At 61.2% G+C, this 15144-nt stretch carries 11 protein-coding genes; 10 read left to right on the top strand and 1 reads right to left on the bottom strand.

The annotated features are described in order from the left end of the window. Nucleotides 1–117 precede the first annotated feature (117 nt). A complete protein-coding gene (gene tpx, locus MHH62_RS01950) occupies nucleotides 118–618 on the bottom strand; it encodes a thiol peroxidase (protein ID WP_014718696.1) in 501 nt (166 codons plus the stop codon). A gap of 158 nt (nucleotides 619–776) precedes the next feature. Between tpx and MHH62_RS01945 the strand changes: the two genes are divergently transcribed. The 10 genes from MHH62_RS01945 (at nucleotide 777) to MHH62_RS01900 (ending at nucleotide 15121) form a co-directional block, all read left to right on the top strand. Next, nucleotides 777–2066, top strand: coding sequence for a glycosyltransferase (locus MHH62_RS01945; RefSeq protein WP_032901625.1), 1290 nt, complete (start codon nucleotides 777–779; stop codon nucleotides 2064–2066). Between the two features lie 72 nt (nucleotides 2067–2138). Further along, on the top strand, nucleotides 2139–3044 hold the full coding sequence (locus MHH62_RS01940; RefSeq protein WP_003190965.1) for an AraC family transcriptional regulator: 906 nt from the start codon (nucleotides 2139–2141) through the stop codon (nucleotides 3042–3044). Nucleotides 3045–3968: 924 nt separating this feature from the next. Beyond that, nucleotides 3969–5279: a sugar ABC transporter substrate-binding protein gene (locus tag MHH62_RS01935; RefSeq protein ID WP_197865465.1), complete on the top strand. Its 1311-nt coding sequence runs from the start codon at nucleotides 3969–3971 to the stop codon at nucleotides 5277–5279. A 176-nt stretch (nucleotides 5280–5455) separates the two neighbouring features. After that, nucleotides 5456–6346 carry a sugar ABC transporter permease gene (locus tag MHH62_RS01930; protein WP_014718700.1) on the top strand — a complete coding sequence of 297 codons (891 nt, stop codon included), beginning with the start codon at nucleotides 5456–5458 and terminating at the stop codon, nucleotides 6344–6346. A 10-nt stretch (nucleotides 6347–6356) separates the two neighbouring features. Further along, the gene (locus MHH62_RS01925) at nucleotides 6357–7187 is read left to right on the top strand and encodes a carbohydrate ABC transporter permease (protein ID WP_005788583.1); all 831 of its coding nucleotides are present in this window, start codon (nucleotides 6357–6359) and stop codon (nucleotides 7185–7187) included. Between the two features lie 23 nt (nucleotides 7188–7210). After that, nucleotides 7211–8314 (top strand): sn-glycerol-3-phosphate ABC transporter ATP-binding protein UgpC, encoded by a 1104-nt coding sequence (gene ugpC / locus MHH62_RS01920; RefSeq protein ID WP_038450357.1) that lies wholly within the window; start codon nucleotides 7211–7213, stop codon nucleotides 8312–8314. An 18-nt stretch (nucleotides 8315–8332) separates the two neighbouring features. Then, nucleotides 8333–9814: a mannitol dehydrogenase family protein gene (locus MHH62_RS01915; protein ID WP_339232336.1), complete on the top strand. Its 1482-nt coding sequence runs from the start codon at nucleotides 8333–8335 to the stop codon at nucleotides 9812–9814. Between the two features lie 135 nt (nucleotides 9815–9949). Next, entirely contained in the window at nucleotides 9950–11431 is a 1482-nt protein-coding gene (xylB, locus tag MHH62_RS01910; RefSeq protein WP_032901628.1) for a xylulokinase, read from the top strand. Between the two features lie 12 nt (nucleotides 11432–11443). Then, entirely contained in the window at nucleotides 11444–12382 is a 939-nt protein-coding gene (locus tag MHH62_RS01905) for a carbohydrate kinase (RefSeq protein WP_020301116.1), read from the top strand. Between the two features lie 144 nt (nucleotides 12383–12526). Beyond that, a complete protein-coding gene (locus MHH62_RS01900) occupies nucleotides 12527–15121 on the top strand; it encodes an autotransporter outer membrane beta-barrel domain-containing protein (RefSeq protein ID WP_014718705.1) in 2595 nt (864 codons plus the stop codon). Nucleotides 15122–15144 lie beyond the last annotated feature (23 nt).

Raw genomic sequence — 15144 nt, 5'->3', positions numbered from 1 at the left:
GTCCACCGGCTATTTCGCTAAGCCGCTGACGCTCAAATAAAAACGGCCTGGACTAGGCCAGGCCGCAATCATGCATCATACGTGTTACTGCCAAACGACAGTCATACGTAGAAACAGTTACTTCAACACAGCCAGGGCGGCGTCGTAGTTTGGCTCTTCAGCGATTTCCTTGACCAACTCGCTGTGCAGCACGTTGTCGTTTTCATCCAGCACCACGACAGCGCGAGCGGTCAGGCCCTGCAGCGGGCCGTCAGCGATGGAAACACCATAGTCGACGGCGAAGTCGGCATTGCGGAAATCCGACAGGTTCTTAACGTTTTCCAGGCCTTCGGAACCACAGAAACGCGCTTGGGCGAATGGCAGGTCGGAGGAGATGCACAGCACCACGGTGTTGGCCACATCGTTGGCCTGGGCGTTGAACTTGCGCACCGAAGTGGCGCAGGTTGGGGTGTCAACGCTTGGGAAGATGTTCAGCACTTTGCGCTTGCCGGCAAAGGTAGCCAGGGTGGCGTTGGACAGATCGCCGGCGGTCAGGGTGAAGTCTGCAGCTTTGGCGCCGACTTTCGGCAATTGGCCTTCAACCTGGACCGGGTTGCCTTTAAGGGTGACTTGAGCCATGAACGGAATCCTTATGCTGGGTTTGGTTAAACGAATTCGAGAGGCGGAAGTTAACCACAAAGTGCCGAAGCTACCTACCGCCAGACACAAATTGTCATGTCCTGAGGTTGTGGTTTAATTGCGCGCTTTGCGCCTGCCCTTCAAGGAAACCTTCGTCGATGAATCAGCCCGCCACCAAAGTCCTGGTCATTGGCTACGTCTGGCCCGAGCCCCGCTCCTCGGCAGCGGGCGGGCATATGATGCAAATCCTTGAGAGCTTTCTTACGCAAGGTTGGGACATTACCTTCAGCAGCCCGGCCACCATTGGCGAGCACAAGGCCGACTTGCCGGCACTCGGGATCGCCGAACGCGCCATCGAACTGAATAACAGCAGTTTCGACGACTTTATTCGCGAACTGGCCCCGGATATCGTGCTGTTCGACCGTTTCATGATGGAGGAGCAATTCGGCTGGCGCGTAGAACAATGCTGCCCCGACGCCCTGCGCGTGCTGGAAACCTCCGACCTGCAAAGCCTGCGCGACGCCCGCCACCAGCGTTTCAAAGAACAAGTAAAAGCCAACCCCGACAGCGACGACTTCAGCGCCCTGTTCGCGCCGGCGCTGGAGGACGAATTCCAGCGCATGGCCGATACCGACCTGGCCAAGCGCGAAATCGCCGCGATTTACCGCTGCGACATCAGCCTGATGATCTCCGACGTGGAAATCCGCCTGCTCACCGAACAGTTCAAGGTGCCTGCCGCCCTGCTCCACTGGTGCCCCTTGATGCTGCAACCGCCCACTGCAGCCTTTGCGCCCTTTGAAGACCGTGCGCATTTCCTCAGCATCGGCAACTTCCGCCACGCGCCCAATTGGGACGCAGTGCTGTGGATGAAGCACAGCCTGTGGCCGCTGATCCGCCAACAGTTGCCGGGCGCGCAGTTGCACATCTACGGCGCCTACACCCCGCCCAAAGCCACCGCCCTGCACAACCCGGCACAGGGTTTTCATGTGATGAACTGGGCCGAAGATGCCTTGCAAGTCATGACGGCGGCGCGTATTTGCCTGGCGCCACTGCGCTTTGGCGCCGGCATCAAGGGCAAGTTGGTGGACGCCATGCTGTGCGGCACACCCAATGTCACCACCCCGATCGGCGCCGAAGCCATGGGCGATGACCAGCCCTGGCCCGGCGAGATCGCACAGGACGCCCCGGCCCTGGCCGCCGCTGCCGTTACCCTTTACCAAAACCGCGAGCGCTGGACTCAAGCCCAGGAGCATGGGCGCCAACTCCTGGCCCGACGCTATGACCAGGACGTGCACGGGCCCGCCTTGGTGGAATGCCTGGAACGTTGCCGCAGCAACCTCGCCGCCCATCGCCGGGACAACTTCACCGGCAGCATGCTGCGCCATCACGCGCATAAAAGTACCCAGTACATGTCCCAGTGGATCGAGGCCAAAAACCGCACCCTATAAACACTGCTGCTGGCGAGGTCGCGCGCGACGGGGCATTATCCTACGCAGCGACCACAATAAAGCGACGGCAGCATGACCCGAGCAACGCGCATCACCGACCCTTCCTACGAACTGATGGACGACCACAACGGCCTGTCCATCATCTATCGTCAGCATGGCTTCCCCTGCCCGTTGGTGCGCTGGCACTTCCACAAGGAATACGAACTGCACCTGATCGTCGCCAGCTCCGGCAAGGTGTTTATCGGCGACTACATCGGCAACTTCTACCCGGAAAGCCTGTTCCTCACCGGCCCCAACCTGCCCCATAACTGGATCAGCCAGGTGGAGGAAGATGAAGTGGTGCCCAAGCGTGACATGCTGGTGAACTTCACCGATGAGTTGTTCGAACACGGCAGCCACATCTTCACCGAACTCAAGAGCCTGGCGCCGCTGCTTGAACGTGCGCAATACGGCATCGAATTTCGCTGCAAAAAAACCATCGCCCACGCCATGACCCTGATGCAACGCATCGAAGACGCCCAAGGCATGGCACGCCTGGGGCACTTCTTTATCTTGCTGGAAGTGTTGAGCGCCTGTGAGGACTACCAGTTACTGTCCGGCGTCACCACGCCACAGCAAGCCGACGAACACAGCATCGACCGCACCAACCGCGCAGTGGACTACATCTTTGCCCACTACGCCCGAGAGCTGCCGTTGGAAGAAGTGGCGGAGTACCTGGGGATGAAGCCGACGTATTTTTCCAGGGTGTTCAAACAGGCGACCGGGCGGACTTTTATTGAATTCGTCAATCGGCTGCGCATCAGCAAATCCTGTGAATTACTGGCCGATGGGGACAAGGCGGTGACGGATGTGTGCTTTGAGTCGGGGTTTAATAATATTTCCAACTTTAATCGGCGGTTTCAGCAGCTCAAGGGGATGACGCCGTCTCACTATCGGCGGTTGGCGGTGCAGCGGTTGACGGAGCAGAATTTGGCTTGAGGTTGATCGTTCATCTAGGTGGTGGGAAACAGAAACGTCTTACAAGGCTTTGAGGTTGCCCCTAGGACACTCGATCTCTAGTCTCCGTACACCGCTGCACAGGCAGCGTCGGGCGTCGCGGCCCGGTTTAATCAGATGCAAAGTGCCATTTCCGCTTTTAGTCGGCGTTTTTTTATCGTCTACTGTGCGGCTTCATGGTGGCTGTGCGCGGGATACCTTCGGGTATGCCGGTTTCCTGATTCCGGTCCGCGAACCTGCGTACGGCTACCACCCCATAGCGTCGCGGCGAAAGGGTGGCAGCTCCACTTAAATCAGGAGTTTCACCATGATCAAACCCACCCCAAATCCCCCAATCGATCCAGCACCCAGCGTGCTATTCACCGTTAAAGACGGCATCGATCGTTCCCGCGCTCCGCGTGGGCATGCATTCCGTGACGCTCTGCATCACTCGGGGACGCAGAGCGTCCCAAGCGGCGTTACCACGCGGAGCGTGGGAACGATCAAGCGTTAAGCACTGCACTGAGGATCGTTCCCGCGCTTTGCGTGGGCATGCATTCCGTGACGCTCTGCGTCACCTGGGGACGCAGAGCGTCCCAAGCGGCGTTACCACGCGGAGCGTGGGAACGATCAAGCGTTAAGCACTGCACTGAGGATCGTTCCCGCGCTCTGCGTGGGAATGCATACCGTGACGCTCTGCGTCACCCCGGGACGCAGAGCGTCCCTAGCGACGTTGCCACGCGGAGCGTGGGAACGATCAGGTGGTCGATGAGTGCAAAAAAGTATCAGTGAGCGTGCGCCCAAGGATTTGTCACCGCCGCTTTTGAAGGCTGTAATCAACGCACACTCTTCCTGACTTCTCGTAGGAAGACACAACAACAATAACCGTCCTTCTGTAGCCCTCTGGGCGCGGAAATGGAGTGCGCGATGAAGTTCACAGCAAAAGCATTGCTTGCCTGCACCTGCATGACCCTCAGCGCCGTCAGCCTTGGCGCGCAAACCCTGACCATTGCCACCGTCAACAACAGCGACATGATCCGCATGCAGAAGCTCTCGAAAACCTTCGAGGCCGAGCATCCGGAGATCAAGTTGAACTGGGTGGTGCTCGAAGAAAACGTGCTGCGCCAACGCCTGACCACCGACATCGCCACCCAGGGCGGGCAGTTCGATGTGTTGACCATCGGCATGTACGAAGCCGCACTCTGGGGCGCCAAGGGGTGGCTGGAGCCGATGAAGGACTTGCCGGCTTCCTACGACCTCGACGATGTGTTCCCTTCAGTGCGCGACGGTTTGTCGGTCAAGGGCTCGTTGTACGCCCTGCCGTTCTATGCCGAAAGCTCGATCACCTATTACCGCACCGACCTGTTCAAGGACGCTGGGCTGAGCATGCCCGAGCACCCGACCTGGAGCCAGATCGGCGAATTCGCCGCCAAACTCACCGACAAATCCAAAGAGCAATACGGCCTGTGCCTGCGCGGCAAAGCCGGTTGGGGTGAGAACATGGCGCTGATCACCACCCTGGCCAACGGCTTCGGCGCGCGCTGGTTCGATGAGAAGTGGCAGCCAGAATTCAACGGCTCCGAGTGGAAGAACGCGCTGAACTTCTACGTCGACAACATGAAGAAATCCGGCCCGCCGGGCGCCTCCAGCAACGGTTTCAACGAAAACCTGGCGCTGTTCAACAGCGGCAAATGCGCGATTTGGGTAGATGCCAGCGTGGCCGGCTCGTTTGTTACCGACAAGAGCCAGAGCAAGGTCGCAGACCATGTCGGCTTTACCTTCGCGCCCCATGAGAAAACCGACAAGGGCACGTCGTGGCTGTACTCCTGGAGCCTGGCGATCCCCACCAGTTCCAAGGCCAAGGACGCCGCCAAGGTGTTCACCAGTTGGGCCACCTCCAAGGAATACGGCCAGCTCGTGGCCAAGACCGATGGCATCGCCAACGTGCCGCCGGGTACGCGCCAATCCACCTATAGCGACGAGTACATGAAGGCCGCGCCGTTCGCCAAGGTGACGCTGGAATCGCTGAAAGTGGCCGACCCGACCAAGCCGACCGAGAAGCCGGTGCCGTATATCGGTATCCAGTTGGTGACCATTCCTGAATTCCAGGCGATTGGTACCCAGGTGGGCAAGTTCTTCTCGGGTGCGCTGACCGGTCAGCAAACCGTCGATGCTGCGTTGACCTCCGCGCAGAACACCACCGAGCGGGAAATGAAGCGGGCTGGTTACCCCAAGTAAACCAGCCTCACCACCGCAAATACAGGAGCAGAGCTTTTGTGGGAGCTGGCTTGCCTGCGATGCAAACGACTCGGTCTATCCGTAACACCGAGGCGATACCATCGCAGGCAAGCCAGCTCCCACAGCGACCGCGCTCCGACGCAGATTCTGTAGGCATCTGACTGGTTCTGATCACCATGAATACACCCACCAAAAACCGCCTGGCCAACCCCGGCTGGTTTCTCGTCAGCCCCTCGGTGGCCTTGTTGCTGCTGTGGATGATCGTGCCGCTGGGCATGACCCTGTACTTTTCGCTGATCCGCTACAACCTGCTCTACCCCGGCGAAAACCAATTCGTGGGGCTGGAAAACTTCAGCTACTTCATCACCGATTCGGGGTTCCTGCCCGGCGCCACCAATACCCTGTTGCTGGTGGGCAGCGTCTTGCTGATCAGCGTGGTGTTCGGCGTGTTGATCAGTGCGCTGCTGGAGGCCAGTGAGTTTCTGGGGCGCGGCATCGTCAGGGTGATGCTGATTTCGCCGTTCTTCATCATGCCCACGGTGGGCGCGCTGATCTGGAAGAACCTGATTTTTCACCCGGTGTCGGGGATTCTCGCCGCCGTGTGGAAGTTCTTCGGCGCCGAGCCGGTGGACTGGCTGGCGCATTACCCGCTGCTGTCGATCATCATCATTGTGTCATGGCAATGGCTGCCCTTCGCGATCCTGCTGCTGATGACCGCCATGCAGTCCCTGGACCAGGAGCAGAAGGAAGCCGCACGCCTGGACGGTGCCGGCGCCATTGCGATCTTCTGGCACCTGACCTTGCCCCACCTGGCCCGCCCGATTGCCGTGGTGGTGATGATCGAAACCATCTTCCTGCTCTCGGTGTTCGCCGAAATCTTTACCACCACCAACGGTGGCCCCGGCTATGCGTCCACCAATCTCGCCTACCTGATCTACAACCAGGCGCTGGTGCAGTTCGACGTGGGCATGGCCTCGGCCGGCGGCTTGATTGCCGTGGTCATCGCCAATATCGCGGCGATCATCCTGGTGCGGATGATCGGCAAAAACCTGACTGACAAGCCTTGAGGGCCGCGCCATGACGCTTCAACAATCCCGTCGCCTGCAGAGCCTGTTGCTCGGCACATTGGCCTGGGCCATCGCGATCCTGATTTTCTTTCCGATCTTCTGGATGGTGCTGACCAGCTTCAAGACCGAAATCGACGCGTTCGCCACGCCGCCGCAGTTCATCTTCACGCCGACGCTGGAGAACTACCTGCACATCAACGAGCGCAGCAATTACTTCGCCTACGCCTGGAACTCGGTGGTGATTTCGTTCAGCGCCACCGCCCTGTGCCTGCTCATTTCGGTACCGGCCGCCTATTCCATGGCGTTCTACGAAACCCAGCGCACCAAGGGCACGCTGCTGTGGATGCTGTCGACCAAAATGCTGCCGCCGGTGGGCGTGCTGATGCCGATCTACCTGTTGGCCAAGAGCTTTGGCCTGTTGGACACGCGCATTGCGCTGATCATCATCTACACCCTGATCAACCTGCCGATTGTGGTGTGGATGGTGTACACCTACTTCAAGGACATCCCCAAGGACATCCTCGAAGCCGCCCGCCTGGACGGCGCCACCCTGTGGCAGGAAATGGTGCGCGTGCTGCTGCCCATCGCCAAGGGTGGCCTGGCCTCCACGGTACTGCTGTCGTTGATCCTGTGCTGGAACGAGGCCTTCTGGTCGCTGAACCTGACCTCCTCCAGCGCCGCGCCGTTGACCGCCTTGATCGCCTCTTACTCCAGCCCCGAAGGCTTGTTCTGGGCCAAGCTGTCCGCCGTCTCGACCCTCGCCTGCGCGCCGATCCTGATCTTTGGCTGGATCAGCCAGAAGCAGTTGGTACGCGGTTTGTCCTTTGGCGCCGTCAAATAATAATTCCCAGCGGAGGGCCCATCATGGCCAACCTGAAAATCAAGAATCTGCAAAAAGGCTTTGAAGGTTTTTCCATCATCAAGGGCATCGACCTGGAAGTGAACGACAAGGAATTCGTGGTGTTCGTCGGCCCGTCGGGCTGTGGCAAATCCACCCTGCTGCGCCTGATCGCCGGCCTGGAAGAAGTCAGCGACGGCACCATCGAACTCGATGGCCGCAACATTACCGAAGTCACCCCGGCCAAGCGCGACCTGGCCATGGTGTTCCAGACCTACGCGCTGTACCCGCACATGAGCGTGCGCAAGAACATGTCGTTTGCCCTGGACCTGGCGGGCGTCGACAAGAAGCTGGTCGAGAGCAAAGTCAGCGAAGCGGCGCGCATCCTTGAGCTGGGGCCTTTGCTGGAGCGCAAGCCCAAGCAACTTTCGGGTGGCCAGCGCCAGCGCGTGGCGATTGGCCGAGCGATTGTGCGCAACCCGAAGATCTTCCTGTTCGACGAACCGCTGTCCAACCTCGACGCCGCCCTGCGCGTGCAGATGCGCCTGGAGCTGGCGCGCCTGCATAAAGAACTGCAAGCGACCATGATCTACGTGACCCACGACCAGGTCGAAGCCATGACCCTGGCCGACAAGGTGGTGGTGCTCAACAGCGGGCGCATCGAACAGGTCGGTTCGCCGCTGGAGCTGTACCACCAGCCGGCCAACCTGTTTGTGGCAGGCTTTCTCGGCACGCCGAAGATGGGCTTCCTCAAGGGCCAGGTCACCCGCGTCGACAGCCAAGGCTGCGAGGTGCAACTGGACGCCGGCACTCTGATCAGCCTGCCGTTGAGCGGCGCCACCCTGAGCGTGGGCAGCGCGGTGACCCTGGGCATTCGTCCCGAGCACCTGGAAATGGCCACACCCGGGCAAACCACCCTGACCGTCACCGCCGACGTCGGCGAGCGCCTGGGCAGCGACACCTTCTGCCACGTCATCACCCGCAACGGCGAACCGCTGACCATGCGTATCCGTGGCGACATGGCCAGCCAGTACGGCGAGACGCTGCAACTGCACCTGGACCCGACGCACTGCCATTTGTTCGACACCGATGGCGTCGCCGTGGCCCGTCCACTGCGCGCTGCCGCCTGATTTCGCGAGTATTTCCAGATGAAATTGAATAAAGCCAACCTGACCCAACTGGCGCCCCAAGTGCAGTTGCCTGCGTATGCGATTGCCGACACCCGCCAGGGCATCGCGCACATTGGCGTCGGCGGTTTCCACCGTGCGCACCAGGCGTTTTACACCGATGCCCTGATGAACACTGGCGAAGGCCTGGACTGGGGCATCTGCGGCGTGGGCCTGCGCAGTGAAGACCGCAAGGCCCGCGACGACCTGGCCGGCCAGGATTACCTGTTCACCCTGTATGAACTGGGCGACACCGACGACACGCAAGTGCGCGTGATCGGCTCGATCAGCGACATGCTGCTGGCCGAAGACGGCGCCCAGGCGCTGATCGATAAGCTCGCCAGCCCACAGATCCGCATCGTCTCGCTGACCATCACCGAGGGCGGCTACTGCATCGACGACAGCAACGGCGAGTTCATGGCCCACCTGCCGCAGATCCAGCATGACCTGGCGCACCCGAGAGCGCCGAAAACCGTGTTCGGCTTTATCTGCGCCGCGCTGACCCAGCGCCGCGCCGCTGGCACCCCGGCCTTCACGGTGATGTCCTGCGATAACCTGCCTCACAACGGCGCCGTCACCCGCAAGGCCTTGCTGGCCTTCGCCGCCCTGCACGACGCGGGTCTGCATGACTGGATCAAGGCCAACGTGAGCTTCCCGAACGCCATGGTTGACCGCATCACGCCCATGACCAGCACCGCCCACCGCCTGCAACTGCATGACCAGCACGGGATCGACGATGCCTGGCCGGTGGTGTGCGAGCCGTTTGTGCAGTGGGTGCTGGAAGACAAATTTGTCAACGGCCGCCCGGCCTGGGAAAAGGTCGGCGTGCAGTTCACCGATGACGTCACGCCTTACGAAGAAATGAAGATCGGCCTGCTCAACGGCAGCCACCTGGCCCTCACGTACCTGGGGTTCCTCAAGGGCTACCGATTCGTTCACGAGACCATGAACGACCCTGTGTTCGTGGCGTATATGCGCGCCTACATGGACCTGGACGTCACGCCGAACCTGGCGCCGGTACCTGGTATCGACCTGACCGAATACAAACAGACCCTGGTGGATCGCTTTTCCAACCAGGCGATTGCCGACCAGTTGGAGCGCGTATGCTCCGATGGTTCATCGAAGTTTCCCAAGTTCACCGTGCCGACCATCAACCGCCTGATTGCCGACGGCCGCGAGACGGACCGTGCCGCCCTTGTGGTGGCGGCCTGGGCGCTGTACTTGAAAGGTGTGGATGAAAACGGCGCGCGCTACAGCATCCCGGATCCGCGGGCAGCGTTCTGCCAGGACCTGGTGAGCGATGACGCGCTGATCAGCCAGCGGTTGCTGGGGGTGGAAGAGATTTTTGGCACAGCTATTCCCAAGTCGGCGGCGTTTGTGGCAGCGTTCGAGCGGTGTTATGCAAGCCTGCGCGACAAAGGCGTCACCACCACACTACAAAACCTGCTGAACAAACCGGATTAAACAGGTGGGAGCTGGCTTGCCTGCGATAGCGGTGGTCCAGTCAACCCTGCGGTGACTGCCAGACCGCTATCGCAGGCAAGCCAGCTCCCACATCGACCGTATTTTCAACCCAATAATAATGCTGAGCACTCCATCATGACCCAGCAAAACCTGTTCCTCGGAATCGACTGCGGCACCCAAGGCACCAAGGCCATCGTCCTCGACGCCTCCAGCGGCAAGGTGCTGGGCCTGGGCGCCGCCGCGCACACCTTGATCAGCGGCGCCAACGGCCGGCGTGAACAACACACCCAGGAATGGCTGGACGCCTTCACCGAAGCCACCCACCGCGCCCTGCAACAAGCCGGGGTGGACGGCCAGGACATCCTTGGCATCGGCGTGTCCGGCCAGCAGCACGGCCTGGTGCTGCTGGACGAACAAGGTGAAGTGCTGCGCCCGGCCAAGTTGTGGTGCGACACCGAAACCGCGCCGGAGAACGACCGGCTGCTGCAGCATCTGGGTGGCGAACGCGGGTCCCTGGAGCGCCTGGGCGTGGCCATCGCTCCGGGCTACACCGTGTCCAAGCTGCTCTGGACCCGCGAACAGCACCCCGACGTCTTCGCACGCATTGCCCATATCCTGCTGCCCCACGACTACCTCAACTACTGGCTCACCGGCCGCGCCTGCGCCGAGTACGGCGATGCGTCGGGCACCGGTTACTTCAACGTGCGCCGCCGCGAATGGGATGTGGCGTTGCTCCAGCACATCGACCCCAGCGGCCGCCTGCAAGCCGCGTTGCCGACACTGATCGAAGCCGACCAAGCGGTGGGCACGATCCTGCCGGCCATTGCCGAGCGCCTGGGCATCAACCCCAACGCGGTGGTGTCCAGTGGTGGCGGCGACAATATGATGGGCGCCATTGGCACCGGCAATATCGCCCCCGGCGTGATCACCATGAGCCTGGGTTCATCGGGCACCGTGTATGCCTTTGCCGACCAGCCCAACGTCAGCCCCCAGGCCTCGGTGGCGACCTTCTGCTCCTCTAGCGGCGGCTGGCTGCCGCTGATCTGCACCATGAACCTGACCAACGCCACCGGGGTGATTCGCGAGCTGTTCGACCTGGACCTCGATGCCTTCAACGCGCTGGTCGAACAGGCATCCATCGGGGCCGATGGGGTGAGCATGCTGCCGTTCCTCAACGGCGAACGCGTGCCCGCCCTGCCCCACGCCACCGGCAGCCTGCAGGGCCTGACCATGACCAACCTGACCCGTGCCAACCTGTGCCGCGCGGTGGTCGAAGGCACCACCTTCGGCCTGCGTTATGGCCTGGACCTGCTGCGCCAGACCGGCCTGCAAAGCCAGAGCATCCGCCTGATCGGCGGCGGCTCGAAAAGCCCGCTGTGGCGGCAGATGGTCGCCGATATCATGCACACCGAAGTGGTGTGTACCGAACAGAGCGAGGCGGCCGCCCTGGGCGCGGCGATCCAGGCGGCGTGGTGCCAGAGCGGCGAACCGCTGGCCAGCCTTTGCGACAAATGCGTGAGCATTGACCCGGCCAGCCGCACCTTACCCGTGGCGGCCAATGTCAGTGCCTATCAACAAGCGTATCAGCGTTATCAACAGCACGTGGCAACCCTTTGAGAGCGAGCAACTATGTATCTGGTGTGTGGTGAAGCGCTGTTTGATTTCTTCAGCGAGGAGGATGCCAGCGGGCAGGCCGCCAAGCTCAATTACAAGGCGATTGCCGGTGGCTCGCCGTTCAACGTGGCGGTGGGTTTGCGCCGCCTGGGGATCGAGTCGGGGCTCTTCGCCGGCCTGTCCACCGATTACCTTGGACGGCGCTTGCAGCAGGTCCTGAATGACGAAGGTATCAGCGAACGCTTTCTGGTGGCGTTCGACGCGCCGACCACCCTGGCGATGGTGGCCGTGGGCGCCAATGGCTCGCCGCAGTACAGCTTTCGCGGCGAAGGCTGCGCCGACCGGCAATTGCAACTGACGCACCTGCCGCCCCTGGGCGATGAAATTCGCGGGCTGCATGTGGGCTCGTTTTCGCTGGTGGTGCAACCGATTGGAGACACCCTGCTCAACCTGGTCAAGCGTGAAAGCGGCAAGCGTCTGATCAGCCTCGACCCCAACGTGCGCCTTAACCCGCAGCCCGATATCCACCTGTGGCGCGCCCGCGTCGCAGAGCTGGTGCAACACGCCGACCTGATCAAGGTCAGCGACGAAGACCTGCACCTGCTCTACCCCGACCAGACACCGGAAAGCGTGCTGCAAGGCTGGCTGCAACACCGCTGCCAACTGGTGTTCCTCACCCGTGGTGGCGACGGTGCGTCGGTGTTCAGCCGCCAGCATGGCAGTTGGTCGCAACCTGCGGTCAAGGTGGTGATGGCCGATACGGTGGGTGCTGGTGATACCTTCCAGGCGGCGCTGATCGCGTGGCTGACGGAACAGCAGTTGGATTCGGTTGACGGGCTGCAACGACTGAGCCGCGAGCAGATCGACGCCATGCTGGGCTTCGCGATCCGGGCTGCCGCCCTGACCTGCGGCAAGACCGGCCCAGACCTGCCCTATCGTCAACAACTGGCTTGAGCTGAGCGGGCAAAAACTCAAAGTGCCATCACGCAGGCCACGTATTCCGTGGCCTGCGCGCCATGCATAAAAAATTGCGCTACTGGAAAACTGTGCTAAACCCAAAAACAGGAGCAGTTATTACAACAAACCCAGGACACACCCATGCAAAAGCCCAGTGGTTTCTCGACCCGGGCCGTTTTAGCTGTCGGCCTCATCTCATTGCAGTACATGAACCCTCAACCCTCCCACGCCGCCTGCGTTCTCACCCCGGGAACCGGCAACGATACCTATACGTGTAACAACGGCAGCAGTGCCGGCCTGACCGATCTTTCCGGGGATAACAGCCTGACGCTCTCCACAGGCGGCGCCATCAATGGCGATGTGACCTTTGGCCCTGGAATAGATACGGTGGAAATCCGCGACGGCCGGGTCACCGGGATCGTGCAGCAAGGCGACGGTGTTGATCGTGTCGTCATGATGGGTGGGCGAATAGGCGGCCTGTTCCAGGGCGACGGCCGCGACGTGCTTGAAATGTATGACGGCATAATCGACGAGGCTTTTGAAGACGGCGATGTGGCCTACCAGCGCGGTGGCAAAATTGGCCGGGTCAATATGAAGTTGGACAAGAACTTCTATGAAATGACCGGGGGGGAAATCCGGGAGAACCTGGTCACCGGTTTCGACACCGACACCATCATCATTTCCGGCGGCACCATCGGCGGCAATATCAGCACCAGCGGCGGCGATGACAGCATCACCGTCAGCGGCGGCGTGATTAATGGTGAGATCCGTGCCAGCGTCGGCAACGATACGTTCAAATGGCTGGGTGAAGGCAGGATCAACTCCCGGGTATTGATGGGTGATGGCGACGACACGGTCCTGCTGCAAGGCTTGAATGAAAGCAAACTGAACCACACGCCCTTTATCGATGGCGGCCTGGGCAACGATCAGCTGATCTTCGACGCGACAACATCCAGCACCGCGGCCCGCTACATCGGCTTGGAGCGCGTCAGCCTCACCAAAAACTCGCGCCTGGACCTGGCCGGGGATTTTTTCCTCGGTGACAGTGGCAGCAATACCGGCATGTTCAACATCGACGGCAGCAGTACCCTGGCCGTGGCGCAAGGCGGCATCCGCCCCTACACCGCCGGGCAACTGGCGACGCTCAATAACGCCGGCACTGTCGACATGACCACCGACAACAGCGCTACCAGCGTGTTGACGGTGCATGGTAACTATGTGGGCAACAACGGCCAGCTGCACCTGCAAACCGTACTCGGCGACGAAAACTCTGCCACCGACAAGCTGGTAGTGTCCGACGGCAACATCAGCGGTCACACCCAACTGAGTGTCAGCAACCTCGGCGGTATCGGCGGGCTGACCCAGAACAACGGCATCGAAGTGGTCCAGGCACTCAACGGCGCCGTCAGCAGCAACGATGCGTTTGCTTTGAAGGGCTCGGTCTCCGCCGGGGCGTATGAATACCTGCTGTTCAAGGGCGGCACCCTTGCCAATACGAAAAACAGCTGGTTCCTTCGCTCCTCAGTGGTGGCCGTGCAACCGCCGGCGGTCCCACCCGTACCGCCGACACCGGCCGTGGTGGTGCCGGTGCCGCCGATCCCCGCCACTCCCCCTGTAGTGGACTCGGATGAACCTTCCGTGGAACCGCCCACTGCGCAACCGCAACCCCCAATCGAGCCTGCCGCGCCACCGCCCAGCCAAGTCGCTGCAGCCACGTCGCCGCAATCGGCGGCGAGTAACCCTGTACTTCCCACCGCCGTGGCGGGTGCCGCGCCGATTCCACTGTATCGCCTGGAAGTTCCGGTCTACTCCGTAGACATCCCCGCTGCGCAACTGATGACGTTGCAGGCGCTGGGCACCTTCCATGAACGCCAGGGCGAGCAAAGCCTGCTGACCGAGACCGGTGCAGTGCCGGCAGGTTGGGGCCGCGCCTATGGCAGTGATTTCAACAAAAGCTGGTCGGGCACCGTGGCGCCGAGTTTTGACGGCACGGTCAAGGGCTATCAGGTTGGCCATGACCTTTACGCCGCCGAAACCAGCGGCGGGCAGACGCAACGCCTTGGCCTCTTTATCGGCCAGAGCCGCCTGCGCGGCGACGTGAAGGGCTTTGCAATGGGCTGGCAGAACCATCGCTCCGGGCGGGTCAAACTCGACGGCGACAACTTCGGCGCCTACTGGACACTCACCGATCCGACCGGCTGGTACGTCGACCTGGTGGCCATGGGTACCCGCCTGGATGGCGACAACAAGTCCGACCGAGGAGTGAAGATGGATACCAAGGGCCACGCCCTGGCGTTATCCGCCGAGGCCGGCTACCCGTTCAGGCTGTCCGAGCATTGGGAGATGGAACCTCAGGCCCAGGTCATCGGCCAGAAGATCGATCTGGATAACCAGCACGACGGCATTTCCAAGGTCTCATTCGACTCCCAGGAGTATTGGACCGGCCGCATCGGCGCACGGCTCAAGGGTCGCTATCTGGTCAGCAACACACCCGTGGAGCCGTACCTACGGGCGAATGTCTGGCACACCTTCGGCGGTAGCGACACGGTGACGTTCGACGGGGTGGACCGGATCAAGAGCGATCACAAGTCCTCCACGGCTGATATGGGCATCGGTGTTGTGGCTCAATTGTCATCCACGGTCAGTGTTTATATGGAGGGTAACTATGGCACCCAACTGGACGACAACAACTTTGAGGGTGTCAGTGGCAATTTCGGCGTAAGAGCGCGCTGGTAAACAGGAAGGACGTCAACATTGGG

Origin of the sequence: Pseudomonas sp. FSL L8-0168 (assembly GCF_037976155.1) — a bacterium.
GTDB classification, from domain to species: domain Bacteria; phylum Pseudomonadota; class Gammaproteobacteria; order Pseudomonadales; family Pseudomonadaceae; genus Aquipseudomonas; species Aquipseudomonas paracarnis.
Note: the sequence above shows the minus strand (reverse complement) of the source record. Positions and strands in the feature narration are given on the sequence as shown.